Source organism: Sphingobium sp. TomTYG46, from assembly GCF_055396345.1.
The window spans coordinates 333,597-347,375 of record NZ_AP027324.1; the positions used below are offsets into that span (position 1 = coordinate 333,597).

General features: G+C 64.8%; 17 protein-coding genes. 12 read left to right on the forward strand and 5 right to left on the reverse strand.

The genetic code is table 11. The features are described 5' to 3' along the window. Positions 1-178 precede the first annotated feature (178 nt). The 4 genes from ACZ5YV_RS01800 to ACZ5YV_RS01815 form a co-directional block, all read right to left on the reverse strand. Positions 179-358, reverse strand: a complete 180-nt coding sequence (locus tag ACZ5YV_RS01800) for a hypothetical protein (protein WP_464788316.1) — start codon at positions 356-358, stop codon at positions 179-181. 182 nt (positions 359-540) lie between these two features. Beyond that, positions 541-1,746, reverse strand: a complete 1,206-nt coding sequence (gene metK / locus ACZ5YV_RS01805; protein ID WP_464788317.1) for a methionine adenosyltransferase — start codon at positions 1,744-1,746, stop codon at positions 541-543. A gap of 61 nt (positions 1,747-1,807) precedes the next feature. After that, positions 1,808-3,454 carry an apolipoprotein N-acyltransferase gene (lnt, locus tag ACZ5YV_RS01810; RefSeq protein ID WP_464788318.1) on the reverse strand — a complete coding sequence of 549 codons (1,647 nt, stop codon included), beginning with the start codon at positions 3,452-3,454 and terminating at the stop codon, positions 1,808-1,810. Positions 3,455-3,464: 10 nt separating this feature from the next. Continuing rightward, positions 3,465-4,100: a YqaA family protein gene (locus ACZ5YV_RS01815; protein WP_464788319.1), complete on the reverse strand. Its 636-nt coding sequence runs from the start codon at positions 4,098-4,100 to the stop codon at positions 3,465-3,467. Between the two features lie 143 nt (positions 4,101-4,243). Here ACZ5YV_RS01815 and ACZ5YV_RS01820 point away from each other — a divergent pair, with 143 nt between their 5' ends. From ACZ5YV_RS01820 to ACZ5YV_RS01830, 3 genes are all read left to right on the forward strand, one after another. Continuing rightward, on the forward strand, positions 4,244-5,035 hold the full coding sequence (locus ACZ5YV_RS01820) for a hypothetical protein (protein ID WP_464788320.1): 792 nt from the start codon (positions 4,244-4,246) through the stop codon (positions 5,033-5,035). Positions 5,036-5,099: 64 nt separating this feature from the next. Beyond that, the gene (locus ACZ5YV_RS01825) at positions 5,100-5,747 is read left to right on the forward strand and encodes a glutathione S-transferase family protein (RefSeq protein ID WP_464788321.1); all 648 of its coding nucleotides are present in this window, start codon (positions 5,100-5,102) and stop codon (positions 5,745-5,747) included. A gap of 154 nt (positions 5,748-5,901) precedes the next feature. Continuing rightward, on the forward strand, positions 5,902-6,477 hold the full coding sequence (locus ACZ5YV_RS01830; protein WP_464788322.1) for a hypothetical protein: 576 nt from the start codon (positions 5,902-5,904) through the stop codon (positions 6,475-6,477). Positions 6,478-6,616: 139 nt separating this feature from the next. Here ACZ5YV_RS01830 and ACZ5YV_RS01835 read toward each other — a convergent pair whose 3' ends face one another. Further along, on the reverse strand, positions 6,617-7,123 hold the full coding sequence (locus ACZ5YV_RS01835; RefSeq protein ID WP_464788323.1) for a hypothetical protein: 507 nt from the start codon (positions 7,121-7,123) through the stop codon (positions 6,617-6,619). 359 nt (positions 7,124-7,482) lie between these two features. Between ACZ5YV_RS01835 and ACZ5YV_RS01840 the strand changes: the two genes are divergently transcribed. The 9 genes from ACZ5YV_RS01840 (at position 7,483) to ACZ5YV_RS01880 (ending at position 13,714) form a co-directional block, all read left to right on the forward strand. After that, positions 7,483-8,817, forward strand: a complete 1,335-nt coding sequence (locus ACZ5YV_RS01840) for a DNA-packaging protein (protein WP_464789124.1) — start codon at positions 7,483-7,485, stop codon at positions 8,815-8,817. 62 nt (positions 8,818-8,879) lie between these two features. After that, positions 8,880-9,218 carry a hypothetical protein gene (locus ACZ5YV_RS01845; protein ID WP_464788324.1) on the forward strand — a complete coding sequence of 113 codons (339 nt, stop codon included), beginning with the start codon at positions 8,880-8,882 and terminating at the stop codon, positions 9,216-9,218. Positions 9,219-9,326: 108 nt separating this feature from the next. Further along, complete coding sequence (locus ACZ5YV_RS01850; protein WP_464788325.1) at positions 9,327-10,454, forward strand: phage portal protein; 1,128 nt, start codon at positions 9,327-9,329, stop codon at positions 10,452-10,454. Positions 10,455-10,552: 98 nt separating this feature from the next. Beyond that, the gene (locus tag ACZ5YV_RS01855) at positions 10,553-10,873 is read left to right on the forward strand and encodes a DUF6127 family protein (RefSeq protein ID WP_464788326.1); all 321 of its coding nucleotides are present in this window, start codon (positions 10,553-10,555) and stop codon (positions 10,871-10,873) included. Beyond that, positions 10,870-11,268 carry an HK97 family phage prohead protease gene (locus ACZ5YV_RS01860; protein WP_464788327.1) on the forward strand — a complete coding sequence of 133 codons (399 nt, stop codon included), beginning with the start codon at positions 10,870-10,872 and terminating at the stop codon, positions 11,266-11,268. Before ACZ5YV_RS01855 ends, ACZ5YV_RS01860 begins: the two co-directional genes overlap by 4 nt. 102 nt (positions 11,269-11,370) lie before the next feature. Next, positions 11,371-12,483, forward strand: coding sequence for a phage major capsid protein (locus ACZ5YV_RS01865; RefSeq protein ID WP_464788328.1), 1,113 nt, complete (start codon positions 11,371-11,373; stop codon positions 12,481-12,483). 102 nt (positions 12,484-12,585) lie between these two features. Next, positions 12,586-13,122: a head-tail connector protein gene (locus ACZ5YV_RS01870; RefSeq protein ID WP_464788329.1), complete on the forward strand. Its 537-nt coding sequence runs from the start codon at positions 12,586-12,588 to the stop codon at positions 13,120-13,122. Then, positions 13,119-13,316, forward strand: coding sequence for a hypothetical protein (locus ACZ5YV_RS01875; protein WP_464788330.1), 198 nt, complete (start codon positions 13,119-13,121; stop codon positions 13,314-13,316). The genes ACZ5YV_RS01870 and ACZ5YV_RS01875 overlap by 4 nt, the downstream gene beginning before the upstream one ends. Beyond that, positions 13,313-13,714, forward strand: a complete 402-nt coding sequence (locus ACZ5YV_RS01880) for a DUF3168 domain-containing protein (RefSeq protein WP_464788331.1) — start codon at positions 13,313-13,315, stop codon at positions 13,712-13,714. Before ACZ5YV_RS01875 ends, ACZ5YV_RS01880 begins: the two co-directional genes overlap by 4 nt. Positions 13,715-13,779: the final 65 nt, after the last annotated feature.

Sequence of the window (13,779 nt, forward strand, 5' to 3'; positions counted from 1 at the left end):
GGCGGCGCGCTTAGCCGCGTGGCGCAGCGGGGGCAAGCGGGTAGCTGTCGTGCCTCCCGCACCCGTGGTGAGGAGCGGTACGAGTGCGGGAGGCACATTAGGCCACGGCCGGGTCCTGCGGCCGGGCTTTGGCTTGCCGGGAGGAAGAGAGGAAAAGACCGGAAGCCGGTCCTTCAGCTCAGTGGCATTTTATGAAGCGGCCCTTGGCGTCCTTGCACGGGCCTTTTTTGGCGACCGGCTTGGGCGGGCATTTGATGAATTTGCCTTTCGCGTCCTTGCATGGGGCGGCGAGCGCGGGGGTGGCGCTGGCGCCCAGGAGCGCGAGGCAGGCAAGAGCGGAGGTCAAAAACCGGGTCATCGCCTGTTCTCCTTGAGAGGAGGGGTTGCCGGACCCGACAGGGGGCCAAGTCCGGCAAGACATGTATGTGCCGGGATTGGGCGGAAACCTAGTGAACTTTTCGTCATGTTGCGCCCATGAAAAAGCGGCGCGCAAGGCCATTGCCCGCGCGCCGCTCTTTCATCTGTGGCGGGATAAAGCGCTTAGAGCGCGGCCTTCAGCTTTTCGACCAGGTCGGTGCGTTCCCACGGGAAGAAGTCGCCTTCTGCCTTGCGGCCGAAATGGCCGTAGGCGGCCGTCGGACGATAGATGGGCTTGTTGAGGCCGAGATGCGTGCGGATGCCGCGCGGGGTGAGGCCGCCCAGTTCCTTGAGCGACTTAATCGCTTCCTCGATCTTCGCATCATCGACGCTGCCGGTGCCGTGGGTGTCGACATAGAGCGAGAGCGGCTCCGACACGCCGATGGCGTAGGCGAGCTGGATCGTGCAGCGGCGGGCGAGCCCGGCGGCGACGATGTTCTTGGCGAGATAGCGGGTGATGTAGGCCGCCGAACGATCGACCTTGGTCGGATCCTTGCCGGAGAAAGCGCCGCCGCCATGGGGCGATGCGCCGCCATAGGTGTCGACGATGATCTTGCGGCCGGTGAGGCCTGCGTCGCCGTCAGGGCCGCCGATTTCGAAGCTGCCGGTGGGGTTGATGTGATAGACGGTCTCGTCGCCGAGCAGATCGCCGGGCAGGACTTCGGCGATGACGCCCTTCACATAGTCCTTCAGTTCCGCTTCCTTGGCGCCTTCGTCATAACCCTTGGCATGCTGGGTCGAGACGACGATGGCGGTCGCGGCGGCGGGCTTGCCATTTTCGAAGCGCAGCGTGACCTGGCTCTTGGCATCCGGCTCAAGGAAGGGCGCGCGTCCGCTGTGGCGGTCGGCGGCCATCTTGGCGAGGATCTTGTGGCTGTAATCCAGCGTCGCGGGCATGAGGTCGGGCGTTTCGTCGCAGGCGAAGCCGAACATGATGCCCTGATCGCCGGCGCCTTCATCCTTGTTGCCGGCGGCGTCGACGCCCTGCGCGATGTGCGCGGATTGGGCGTGGAGGTTGTTTTCGAAGCGGAAGCTTTCCCAGTGGAAGCCGTCCTGCTCATAGCCGATGCGCTTTACGGTTTCGCGGACGGCGCGTTCGATCTCTTCCCGCGCGCCGGGAGCCCACTGGTCATTTTCATAGACGCCTTTGCAGCGGATTTCGCCAGCGAGGACGACGAGTTGGGTCGTGGTCAGCGTTTCGCAGGCGATGCGGGCTTCGGGGTCCTTGGACAGGAACAGATCGACGATGGCGTCGGAAATCTGGTCCGCGACCTTGTCGGGATGGCCTTCGGACACGGATTCCGAGGTGAAGAGATAGTTGCTGCGCATGGGACTCCCGTAAGCCAAGCTGGCGTGAAAGGCGACATAAAGAAAAGTTTATGTGCCCCTATTAGCCCTTCACCCAACGGATGGCAATGGCCAGTCCGGCCAGCAGAGCCATGAACAGGAGGGGCGCCCAATTACCCAAATGGGCGAACAGCGTTGGCGGCAGCGCCGTGGGCAGCGCGCTTTCCAGATATCCGGCGCGGTGGAGGCCGAGCGCGCGCAGGACGTGGCCGCGCGCATCGATCACCGCTGACACGCCGGTGGGGGTGGAGCGGATGATGGGTACGCCTTCCTCGATCGCGCGCAGGCGGGCTTGGGCGAGGTGCTGGACCGGTCCCCAGCTGCCGAACCAGGCGTCGTTGGAGGGATTGAAGAGGAAGGCGGGGCGGTTCTTCGCGTCGATCACATGGCCCGAGAAGATGATTTCATAGCAGATCTGTACGCCCATCTTCAGCTCCGGGCGGCCGAGGGTGGCGGGGAGGGTCAGGCTTTGCGGGCCGGGGCCGGGCCAGAAGTCAGCGTCTCCGGGGACGAGGCGGGACAGGCCGATCGGCTGGAGGAGGGCGCGCATGGGGAGATATTCGCCATAGGGGACGAGATGCGCCTTGTCATAGCGGCCGAGCAGCTTGGCTTGCGGGGAGACGATGAAGAGGCTGTTGTTCGCTCCGGCGAGGGCGTCGGAGGTTACGCCTTCTTTCTCAACCTGCTTGAAATAGACTTTGGTCGCGCCAGTCATCAGCAGGTCGCCGGGGCCTAGCAACGCGGCGAGGCGGGCGCGCCATTGCGGTTCCATGTCGAGATAGGCGGGGATGGCGGCTTCGGGCCAGAAGATGAGGCGCGGGGCGGGGCGAGGTGTGCCGGAGAGGGTGGTTAGGGTGCGGAAGTGGGCTTCTTCCAGTGTTGGCGAGTATTTTTCGTCCTGGCCTATGTTGGGTTGGACTACGCGGATGAGGGGAGCGCCTGCGGGGGTGGGGGGTGCCGGGGTGAGGAGGCCCCATAGGGCGAGGGCGGCGAGCGGTGCTGCTATGGTTGCGGCAGGGAGGAACTGGCGCTTGACGGCGAGGAGGATGGCTCCGGCGGCGAGGATGGTGAGGCCGCCTACGCCATAGGTGCCGATGACTGTCGCGGCGATGGGGATGCCGGTGGGGAGTAGGGTTGCGGCGAGCGGGTTCCAGGCGAAGCCGGTGAAGGCGGTGGCGCGGAGATATTCGCTCGCGATCCACGCGGCGGCGAAGAGGAGGATGAGGATTTCTCCCCTCCCCTTCAGGGGAGGGGTAGGGGGTGGGGGCGCGCCTTTGGTGGCGCCCCTGGAGGCTAGCCCCCACCCCAACCCCTCCCCTGAAGGGGAGGGGCTCTTTGTTCCGAGGGACGCGTGGAGCCACCATGTGCCGAGCGTTGCCAGGCCGGGATAAACCGCGAGGTAGAGGGATAGCAGGACCACCGCGCCATAGCCGAACCAGTGGGGCATGGCGTCCTGGAAGGTGAAGGCGTGGGCGATCCAGTTGAGGCCGAGGGTGAAGTGGCCGAGGCCGAACAGCCAGCCGCGGGTGAAGGCGGCGCGGCGGTTGGGGGCGGTTTCGATGAGCCAGAGGAGTAGCGCGAAGCAGGCGAGGGTGACGGGCCATAGCTTGAGCGGTTCAAACCCGGTGGCGGCGACGAAACCGGCGAGCAGGGCCGTGAGCTTTGGGAAGCGGGCGGGAAGCTGGATCATTGGGTAGGGATCAGCGGATTGTGGCCATGGTGGCGTGGCTGCACTTGTCGCTCTTGTGCCCGCCGCCCGACAGCATCGACGCTGCGATGAAGCCGCCGACTACCAGGACGAGGAAAGCGGCCGAGAGGAGGCCGAGATATTTCTCGATGAACGCCTTTATCGGGCGGCCGAATTTCCAGAAGAGGAAGCCGACCAGCATGAACTGAAAGGCGCGGGACAGGATGCTGGCCCAGAGGAAGGTGAAGAGCGAGAGGCCGATGAAGCCCGCCGTTATCGTGATGAGCTTGAAGGGGATGGGTGTCGCGCCCTTCACCAATATGATTTCCGCCCCATAGTCGCGCAGATAGCAGGCGGCGACGGGGAATTTGGCGGCGAGGCCGAGGGCGTGGAGAATCTGCTGTCCGACGGCCTCATAGAGGAAATGACCGATCGCATAGCCGAGCATGCCGCCCAATACCGAGGCGATGGTGCAGATGATGCCGAAGCGGATCGCCCGTTCCGGCCGGGCAAGGCACATCAGACCAAGCAGCGGATGCGGGGGGATGGGGAAGAAGCTGCTTTCCATAAAGGAGATGACGAAGAGCCAGCGTTCGGCATGGGCGTGGGCGGCTTTGGCCAGCGTCCACTGATAGAGCTTGGTGAGCATCGGTGGCGGGCCTAGCGGAGATTGTGAGCGACCGCCAGCGCTTTCACCCCATTACGGAGTCGCAACATCGTGAAGGCGTTGACGCGGTGAGAACGGCTCGGCATCACCCCGTTTCTCCGCATCAGCAGCCCGGCCGGTTTTTTGTGACGATTTCCAACCCATCATGGTCGAAAGTGCGCGAGCGTGGTGGGGGATTGATCTTTGCGCTGGGGCTGAACGCGCTGCTGGTGCTGGCGCTGCTGACATTGGCGCCGGATCTCGATCTTCAGAAGGTTGATCCGCGCAATCCAGTGACGTTCGAAATGGCCGCTGCGCCTGAACCTCAAGCCGAGAAAAGCCCTGAGCAGGCCGAAAAGAAGGAGAAAGCGGCGGCGCCGGAAAAGAAGGAAAAGCAACCCGACAAGCCGCGCAAGCCGGTCGAGAAACCCGTCGTGACGCCAGTCGAAAAGCCGATCGTGACTTTGCCGCCGACCAAGCAGCCGTTCCTGCAACTGGACAGCGCGCAGATGGCGGTGGCGGACATCGGCAAGATGCCCAAGACGGATGACAGCCAAAGCGCGGGCACGGCCGGGCAAGGGAATAGCCGCATGGCGGCGGGGCCGGGCGAAGGGCCGGGCGGCGTCCAGTTGTTCGAGGCGGAATGGTATCGGCGGCCAACGCCCGCGGAGCTGGGCGGCTATATGCCCGCTAATGCGCCTGCCGGAGGTTGGGGGCTGGTGGCGTGCAAGACGGTGGAGAATTTCCGGGTCGAAAATTGCCAGGCGCTGGGGGAATCGCCGCAGGGGTCGGGCTTTGCGCGGGCCGTTCGGCTGGCGGCATGGCAGTTCCTGGTGCGCCCGCCGCGCGTCAATGGCAAGGCGATGGTTGGAAGCTGGGTGCGGATCAGGATCGACTATAGCCGTGCGCCCGCCGACAGCGGCGGGGCGGGTATGTGAATTTAGGTTGCATTTCGATACTGATGTGAGATGACGTGTCCCGTCGATTAGTAGGGAGACTCTCATGATCATCTATGGCGCGCGTCCATCGCCCTTTGTCCGCAAGGTTATCGTCTTTGCCGCCGAGAAGGGGCTGGCGGTGGAAGTGAAGCCCGGCGGCTTTGGCCAAGGTGGTGAGATTTTTGAGCGGGCGTCGCCTTTCGGAAAGATGCCCGCGTTCCAGGATGGTGATTTCCTGATCAGCGACAGTAGCGCGATCATAACCTATATGGATGCCGTCAAACCCGATCCCACGTTGATCCCGGCAGAACCGAAAGCGCGTGCGCGGACGATCTGGTATGAGGAGTTTGGCGATACTATCGTGCAATCCGCCGGGGCCGCGATCTTTTTCAATCGCATGGTCGCTCCGTTGCTGGGGATGCCGCAAGATTTGGCGGCGGCAGACCGGGCGGAGGCGGAGCAGCTTCCGAAGATTGGCGATTATATCGAGAAGATCCTGCCGGAAAGCGGCTTTCTGGTGGAGGATCGCTTTACCTTGGCGGATATTGCGGTTGCCTGTCCGCTGATCAACGTCGGCTATTGCAGTTCCAGCTTGAAGGATGGCCGCTGGCCGCGGCTGGAACAATGGTTGGAGAAAATCTGCGCGCGGCCGAGTTTTGCCGATGCGCTGGCGGCGGAAATGAAGGGCATTGAAGCCATGCGGGCATCCTGAACGAACCTATATGGAACATTATGCTTGACATCGTCACGCTGTTCTGGCAGTTATGTCGATATTGGGAATTGTGAGTCGCCGGGAGGGTGACGCGGCAAGGGCTCGTCCGGAAGGACTGGCCCTTTTTCGTTGGGGCAAGTGGAGGGGCGAGGGGATGGGGCAAGAGGGTGGCGCTAAGGTGGCGCGGCGCTTTTCGGGCAAAGCCAGCGATGCGCCCGACAGGGAATTGATCGTGCAGCGGAGCCAGCGCGGCGCGGCAGGGAGCGGCGCGCAGATGCGCGCGGTGCGCCGGGACGGCTGGACGGTCGAGCGGCGCAAGGCCTTCATGGAAACGCTGGCGGCGACGTGCAATGTCAGCGAGGCGGCGCGGGTGGCGGGCAAGAACCTGTCGAGCGCCTATTATCAGAAGCGGCGTGACCCCGGCTTTGCGCGGGAATGGGCGCAGGCGCTGAGCGTTGGTTATGGTGAGCTTGAGGCGCTGCTGCTACGTCAGGCGCTGTTCGGCACCGAAGAGGAAGAGGTCGTGCTGGACGGCGAGGGGATGGTGAAGAGCCGCAAGGTGAAGCGCGGGCATCCCCATGCGGTCGGCGTGCGGTTGCTGGTGCAACATCGGCGCGAGGCGGGGGAGAGGCTGGCGGCTGACGGAGCGGAGAGGCCGGACGGGGAGGACGCGGTCGAGCGGTTGCGGGAGGCGTTGGAGAGGGTGCGGGAGAGGCGTGGGGTGGGGTAGTGAGGTTGGGGTGGAAAACTGACACTCTCCCCCTCCCGCAAGCGGGAGGGGGCCGGGGGTGGCCAGCGCAGCGTCTGATCTATCCCCGCCGCTGCCGGAGTTGGGTGGTTAGGGGACCGTCTGCTGAAAGATACTCAACTCAACAATTTGGCATGCCAGAGCTTTGCGCCCCTTGCTTTCGATCCTTCCGCCACGCTTCAAGGCGGAGTCTGCACTCCGCCGCAGCCAGCGGCGCAGGAATACAAAATGATTGAGTTCCAATAGAAGCGGCGTTTGGGACAACTGCATCTACAATGACGCCGCCGACCCGCTCGCAGGCGGCTCCCGGCTCAGCGTCGTAGTGAACAATGGAGACCGTATAGTCTGGGCAAATGTCTCCGCAGATATGGTCATCCAAGACCATCACATCGTTATGAAGCCCCAGCCGCAAGCGACCATGATTGTTGCTTTTCACGTCGTCAAATTTGATCGCTATGGCGGCGACGTCAGCGTCGCTGAGTCTTCTTGTAGGATTATCCGTAAAGAAGGGGTCAGTGGTACGTCTTCCAAATTGACCAACAAGGAAAACGACACTCAGCAACACAAAGATCGTCGCAACTGCGATCCAGAACATCAGGCGGTAGGGATTTCTAATATCCAACTTCATCTCGGATTAGGAGTGGCCCGATAGTCCGCTATTTGAAATCATTTTATCATTCATTAATGACCGCCATTGGTCGGTTGCTGCTGAGCAGCTTTCCAATCCGGAACCAGACGAGCAGGTTATCGACGGCATGAAACGATGCGCGATCTTGGGACGACGATGCTTGGTGGTTCCAGGGCATTGAGCCCCTCCCCTTCGGAGGAGGGGTTGGGGTGGGGGAGCCCGAAAGGCCGATGTCCGCGCTTGAGGCACGCCCCCACCCCTCAATCCCCTCCCCTGAAGGGGAGGGGAAGCTGACCGGCGGAGGCGAAGGGGCACGTTTGTCGAAAAACGGCAAGGCGCGGTTAGGGGAGCATAGGCCGATGGGTGGCATGTCGGATTTTGAAAGACTGGCGGCCCTGCCCGATGCGGCGCGGGAGCGGGTGTTGGCGGGGCTGAACGGTGCGGCGGCTCAGGCTTTGGCCCATGATTGGGAATGGCTGGCGCGGCCGGAGCAGTTGGCGCCGGAGGGCGATTGGCGCATCTGGTTGATGATGGCGGGGCGCGGCTTTGGCAAGACGCGCGCTGGGGCGGAGTGGGTGCGGCATATTGCGGAGAGTGACAGCGCGGCGCGGATTGCGCTGGTGGGCGCGACTTTGGGCGAGGCCCGCAGCGTGATGGTGGAGGGGCCTTCGGGGCTGCTGTCGATCGCGCCCTGGTGGAACCGGCCGATCTTTTCGCCTGCGCTGCGGCGGCTGGTGTGGCCCAATGGGGCGATGGCGCTGCTGTTTGGGGCGGCTGACCCGGAATCGCTGCGTGGGCCGCAGTTCAGTCATGGCTGGGCGGACGAGATTGCCAAGTGGCCGCAGGGTGAAGCGGCGTGGGACAATATGATGATGGGGATGCGGTTGGGGCGGGCTCCACAAGTGATGGCGACGACGACGCCGCGCCCGGTGGCGCTGGTGCGTGGGCTGGTGGCGCGGGATGGCGCTGATGTCGCGGTGACGCGTGGGCGGACGGCGGACAATGCGGTCAATCTGGCCGATGGTTTCGTGGCGGCGATGGAGCAGAGCTATGGCGCGACGCGACTTGGGCGGCAGGAGCTGGACGGTGAGCTGATCGAGGAGGTCGAGGGCGCGCTGTGGAACCGGGCGCTGCTGGAGCGGTGCAGGGTGGCGCATGTGCCGGGCGGCGATGGCGGCGTGGCGCTATTGTCGCGCGTGGTGATCGGGGTTGATCCTCCGGCTTCGGCGCATGGCGATGCCTGCGGGATCGTGGTGGCTGGGATTGGCGGCGATGGCCGGGCCTATGTCATTGCGGATGCGAGCGTCGAGAAGGCGAGCCCGGAAAGCTGGGCGCGGGCGGTGGCTGACGCGGCGGCTGTGCATGGCGCGGACCGGGTGATTGCCGAAGCGAATAATGGCGGCGCGATGGTGGAAAGCGTGCTGCGCGCGGCCGAAGCGGCGCTGCCGGTGAGGCTGGTCCATGCGAGCCGGGGGAAGGCCGCGCGGGCCGAGCCGGTCGCGGCGCTCTATGAGGCTGGGCGCGTGCGGCATCGCGGGGCGTTTTGGGCATTGGAGGATGAGATGTGCGGGCTGATCGCCGGGGGTGGTTATGTCGGGCCGGGGCGGTCGCCGGATCGGGCGGATGCGCTGGTCTGGGCTTTGACCGAGTTGATGCTGGGACGGCGCGGGGATGCGCGGGTGCGGGCGGTTTGAGGAACCGGCCGCCCAAGCGCGGCGTATTATCCTAAGTCAATTTTTTAAAGGGAGTGAGGCTGATGAAATTGGCCAGGATGATGATGGTAGCGGCTGGCGCGACTTTGGTTGCGACGCCGGTTATGGCGGCTTCGCTTAACGGCAAGGAGCGCGCTCGGGTGGCGCGGGCGGCTCCGCGTGATCGGGATGATGTGCGTTACTGCCTGTTGCAGGCGAAAAAGGGGCGCGATCGCGGGACGGTGATTGGCGCGGCTGGTGGCGCTGGCGTGGGTGCGCTGGCTGGCGGGAATTTGGGTGAGTCCTTGCTGGCCGGTGCGGCGGGAGCTGTGGCTGGGCGTGTTATCGGGAAGAGTGAGGGGACTAACGCGGAATGCGATCGGGTTTTGCGGCGTAATCCTTGAGTTGGGCGAGGGGGCTTTCCCCTCTCCAGGTTGCGGTAGGCGGCACGCCGCCAACCTTCACCATCCTCTCCCCTGAAGGGGAGAGGATTTTTGTTTGTGGGGCTTTCGATGAAATTCTTTGGGGCTAGGGCGGCGCGTGCTGGTGCGCGGCCGGTGTTGGCGCGTGCCTGGGGTTCGGGCGCTGTGGCTTTGGGGGAGTGGCCTGCTTCCTATGAGGCGCAGGTGCGCAGTGGGGTGATCGGCAATCCAGTAGCGCAGCGCGCCTTGCGGCTGGTGTCGGAGGGCGCGGGGGCCACGGCCTTGCTGGCGAGCGGGATTGAGGAAGAGGAGCGCGCGCCGGTGCTTTCGCTGCTGACCCGTTGTTCGGCGGGGCAGGGGTTGGTGGAGACATTGGCGAGCCATTTGCTGCTGCATGGCAATGGCTATGTGCAGGTGATGGTGGGGGCAGATGGCAGGCCGGTCGAGCTATATGCGTTGCGGCCCGAGCGGGTGAGCGTGGAGGCGGACGCGCGAGGATGGCCTGCGGCTTATCTCTATCGCGTGGGGGACAGCGTGACGCGGCTGCTGCCCGAGGATGGGGCGGGGCGGGCTTCGATCCTGCATTTGAAGGCGTTGCATCCGTTGGATGATCATTATGGGTTGGGGTGCGTTGGCGCGGCGGCCGGGGCGGTGGCGATCCATAATGCGGCGACGGTGTGGAACAAGGCTTTGCTGGACAACGCGGCGCGGCCTTCGGGGGCTATGGTTTACGATCCGGGTGACGGGTCGGTGATGTCGCCTGAGCAGTTCGAGCGGGTGAAGCGGGAGATGGAGGTCGCTTTCTCGGGGGCGGCCAATGCCGGGCGGCCGATGTTGCTGGAGGGCGGGCTTGATTGGAAGGCGATGAGCCTGACGCCTGCGGAGATGGACTTTGTGGGTCTGAAGGCGGCGGCGGCGCGCGAGATTGCCTTGGCTTTCGGGGTGCCGCCGATGCTGATGGGGCTGCCGGGCGACAATAGCTACGCCAATTATCGCGAGGCCAACAAGGCGCTGTGGCGGCAGACGATCCTGCCTCTGGTGGGGAAGATTTGCGGTGGGCTGGCGCAGGGGTTGCAGGGGTGGTGGCCGGGCTTGTCTCTGGCGGTCGATATGGATGCGGTGCCTGCATTGTCGGACGAGCGGGCGGCTTTGTGGGAGCGGGTGGCTGCGGCAGATTTCCTGACGGGGGATGAGAAGAGGGCGATGCTGGGGATTTGAGGAGAGGGCGTTCCCCTCTCCCGCTGCGACTAGGCGGCTGGCGCCGCCAAGTCTCGCGCCTCTCCCCTGAAGGGGAGAGGAAAAGGAGGGCTATTTTCATGAAATATGATGGCGAGATGCTGGCGCGGCTGGTGGCGCAGGCCGACGCGGCGCCTGGGCAGATGGACATGGTGATGATCCGCGCGCTGATCGAGGAGGCGAGCGAGCTGGGTGCCGGGCGGGCGCTGGAGAGGCTAGGGCTTAGCGACCGGCGCGCGGAGAGTGATGTGCGGGAGTTGCGTGAGCTGCTGTCTGCCTGGCGCGACGCGAAGAAGGCGGCGCGCGGGGCGGTGGTCGGCTGGGCGGTGCGGATCGTGATGGCGTTGGTGCTGCTGGGCGTGGCGGTGAAGGCTGGGCTGATCGGCATGGTGCGCGGATGAGTGGGGATGTTCGGTTCGCGGGCTATGCGGCGGTGTTCGATCGGGTGGATCATGGCGGCGATGTGGTGCGGCCGGGGGCTTTTGCTGGCGTGGCGGCGGGGGTGCCTCTGCTCTGGCAGCATCTGCCGGGCGAGGCGATCGGGACTGTGGAGCGGGTGGAGGAGGATGCGCGGGGGCTGCGGGTGATTGGGCGGGTGACGGTGCGGACTTCCGCCGGGAGGGCCGCAGCGCGGGCCTTGAAGGAGCGCGCGGTGGATGGCTTGTCCTTTGGCTATCGGGTGCGGGAGGCGCGGGGGGATGCGCCGCGGGAACTGCTGGACCTGGAGCTGGTGGAGGTGAGCGTGGTGACGCATCCGATGCAGCCTTTGGCGCGGGTGATTGCGGTGGAGGGGTAGGGAAAGCCCCCTCATCCAACTTCGCCTAGCCAGCAAGCTGGCAAGGCTTCGTATCCTTCTCCCCCGTGGGGAGAAGGTTTTTTTATGTGCAAGGAGTGGTGGATGACGGATCAGTTGGAAGCGAGCTTTGATGCGGTGGTGCAGGGTGAGCGTATCGAGGCGCTGGAGGGTGAGGTTGCGGCGCTGAAAGGGGCGCTGGTGCAGCAGCAGCGGCCTGCGCTGGATGGGGTGAAGGGTGGCGTTTTCGATCCCAAGCGGGCGGCTTTTGTCGAGCGTTATGTGCGGCAGGGGCTTGAGGCGGGCGTGGAGCTGAAGAGCTTTTCGGGCGCGAGTGGCGCGGCGGGCGGTTATGCGGTGCCGCGTGAGATTGATCAGATCATCGATGCTACGTTGAAGGGGATTTCGCCCATTCGTTCGATTGCGAATGTGGTGCGAACGGGCAGCGCTGGTTATCGCAAGCTGGTGACGTCGGGCGGCATCGTATCGGGCTGGGCCAGCGAAACGGGTGCACGGGCCGAGACGGCGACGCCGAGCTTTAACGAGATCGTGCCGCCTTATGGGGAGCTGTATGCCAATCCGGCGGCGAGCCAGGCGATGCTGGATGATGCGCAGTTCGATGTCGAAGGCTGGCTGGCGGGCGAGATTGCGCGTGAGTTTGCGGCGGCCGAGGGCGCGGCCTTCGTCAACGGCAATGGCACGAACAAGCCCAAGGGGTTCCTGACCTATACCACGACCAATGAAGCGGACAGCGTGCGAGCCTTTGGTTCGCTGCAATATGTGGCATCGGGGGCTTCGGGTGCCTTTGCTGCTACGGGGCCGGACAAGCTGATCGACCTGGTGCAGAGCCTGCGTGCGCCCTATCGTCAGGGAGCGTGCTTCGTGATGAATTCGGCGACGCTGGCCGTTATTCGCAAGATGAAGACGACCGACGGGGCTTTTATCTGGCAGCCTTCGCTGAGCGCTGGGCAGCCTGCGACGCTGCTGGGCTATCCGGTGGTGGAGGCCGAGGACATGCCCGATCTTGCGGCGGGATCGCTGTCGATCGCCTTTGGCAATTTCCAGGCGGGTTATGTGGTTTCCGAGCGAAGCGAGACGAGCATCCTGCGTGATCCGTTCAGTAACAAGCCGTTCGTGCACTTCTATGCGGTGAAGCGGATTGGTGGCGCGGTTGCTAATTCGGAGGCGATCAAGCTGATGAAGTTCGCGGCTTCGTAAGAGGCACCCTCATCCAAGTTCGCCTAACCGGCTGTGCCGGTAAGGCTACCTATCCTTCTCCCGCTTGCGGGAGAAGGACTTTGCTGACGGGAGGGGCGGTTGGTGTTGGTGCGGGATGAGGCGGTGGTGGCGGGGGCGTCGCTGGCGGAATTGAAGGATTATCTGCGGATTAGCGGCAGCGGCGAGGATGGGTTGCTGGAGGGGTTGCTTAGAAGTGCGACGGCGCTGTGTGAGCAGTTTGTCGGGCAATGGCTGATCCTTGGCGAGGCGCGGGAGACGGTGCGGGCTGATGGGGAATGGCAGCGGCTGTCCGCTACACCGGTGGTGGCGATCCTGGGCGTCGATGCGGTGGGGCCGGATGGCGCGGGGCAAGCGCAGGCTGTCGATGCCTATTCGGTTGACATTGATGCTTCGGGAGATGGCTGGGTGCGGGCGCGGCCTTTGCAGGGTCAGCGGGTGCTGGCGGTGCATTACCGGGCGGGTATCGCCGAGGATGCGGATGGCCTGCCCGAGCCGATCCGGCAGGGGATCGTCCGGCTGGCGGCGGAGCATTTCTCCGCGCGCGGCGGTGATGTGGCGAGCCCGCCTGCGGTGGTGAGCGCGCTGTGGCGGCCGTGGCGGCGGATGCGGCTGGCATGAAGGTGGCGGCGCTGGCGCGGCTGGCCGAGGCGCGGGCGGCGCGGCGGCGTGGGCAAGTGGCCGAGGCGATGCTGGGGGCGGGGGTGGAGGATGCGCGGGTCGAGGGGGAGGCGGTGCTGCTGTCGGGGCGTGGGCTGATGCGGCGGTGGTTGGGCGACCTTGATTTGCGCGAGAGGGTGAGGGGCGGGCGATGAGTGCGGAAGTGACGGTGCGGGCGGCTTTGATTGCGGCCTTAGGTGGTGATGCGGAGTTGATGGGTGGGCTGAATGGCCTGTTCGACGGTCAGCCGGTGCGAGCGAGCGTGCCTTATGCGGTGGTGGGTGAGTGTATCGCCAGCGACTGGGGCGCGAAGGATGTGGATGGGCGGGAGCTGCGGCTGACGATTGGGCTGCATGATGCGGGGGAGACGCCGGGTCGGCTGGCGGTGCTGCTGGGGCGCATTGATGGCGTGATGGATGTTTTGGAATTGGCCGAGGGCTGGCGGATCGTCGGGGTGCGGTTGATCCGGTCTCGGGTGGTGAAGGGGCGGGAGAAGGACGCCTGGCAGGCGGTGGTGGATTATCGGGTGCGGGTGGTCAGGGAGGGGGATTAGACCTTGGCGTGTCTAGCACTTGTCATTGGGACTACCACCCCTCCTCCGTTCGCCCTGAGCTTGTC

What these genes read in the sequence shown, in the direction of transcription:
- ACZ5YV_RS01835 (WP_464788323.1), bottom strand. Translation starts at nt 7,123, where the DNA reads ATGAAGTTGGATATTAGAAATCCCTACCGCCTGATGTTCTGGATCGCA.
- ACZ5YV_RS01800 (WP_464788316.1), bottom strand. Translation starts at nt 358, where the DNA reads ATGACCCGGTTTTTGACCTCCGCTCTTGCCTGCCTCGCGCTCCTGGGC.
- ACZ5YV_RS01830 (WP_464788322.1), top strand. Translation starts at nt 5,902, where the DNA reads ATGGGGCAAGAGGGTGGCGCTAAGGTGGCGCGGCGCTTTTCGGGCAAA.
- ACZ5YV_RS01855 (WP_464788326.1), top strand. Translation starts at nt 10,553, where the DNA reads ATGAAATATGATGGCGAGATGCTGGCGCGGCTGGTGGCGCAGGCCGAC.
- ACZ5YV_RS01880 (WP_464788331.1), top strand. Translation starts at nt 13,313, where the DNA reads ATGAGTGCGGAAGTGACGGTGCGGGCGGCTTTGATTGCGGCCTTAGGT.
- ACZ5YV_RS01865 (WP_464788328.1), top strand. Translation starts at nt 11,371, where the DNA reads ATGACGGATCAGTTGGAAGCGAGCTTTGATGCGGTGGTGCAGGGTGAG.
- ACZ5YV_RS01850 (WP_464788325.1), top strand. Translation starts at nt 9,327, where the DNA reads ATGAAATTCTTTGGGGCTAGGGCGGCGCGTGCTGGTGCGCGGCCGGTG.
- metK (WP_464788317.1), bottom strand. Translation starts at nt 1,746, where the DNA reads ATGCGCAGCAACTATCTCTTCACCTCGGAATCCGTGTCCGAAGGCCAT.
- ACZ5YV_RS01840 (WP_464789124.1), top strand. Translation starts at nt 7,483, where the DNA reads ATGGGTGGCATGTCGGATTTTGAAAGACTGGCGGCCCTGCCCGATGCG.
- ACZ5YV_RS01875 (WP_464788330.1), top strand. Translation starts at nt 13,119, where the DNA reads ATGAAGGTGGCGGCGCTGGCGCGGCTGGCCGAGGCGCGGGCGGCGCGG.
- ACZ5YV_RS01845 (WP_464788324.1), top strand. Translation starts at nt 8,880, where the DNA reads ATGAAATTGGCCAGGATGATGATGGTAGCGGCTGGCGCGACTTTGGTT.
- lnt (WP_464788318.1), bottom strand. Translation starts at nt 3,454, where the DNA reads ATGATCCAGCTTCCCGCCCGCTTCCCAAAGCTCACGGCCCTGCTCGCC.
- ACZ5YV_RS01815 (WP_464788319.1), bottom strand. Translation starts at nt 4,100, where the DNA reads ATGCTCACCAAGCTCTATCAGTGGACGCTGGCCAAAGCCGCCCACGCC.
- ACZ5YV_RS01825 (WP_464788321.1), top strand. Translation starts at nt 5,100, where the DNA reads ATGATCATCTATGGCGCGCGTCCATCGCCCTTTGTCCGCAAGGTTATC.
- ACZ5YV_RS01860 (WP_464788327.1), top strand. Translation starts at nt 10,870, where the DNA reads ATGAGTGGGGATGTTCGGTTCGCGGGCTATGCGGCGGTGTTCGATCGG.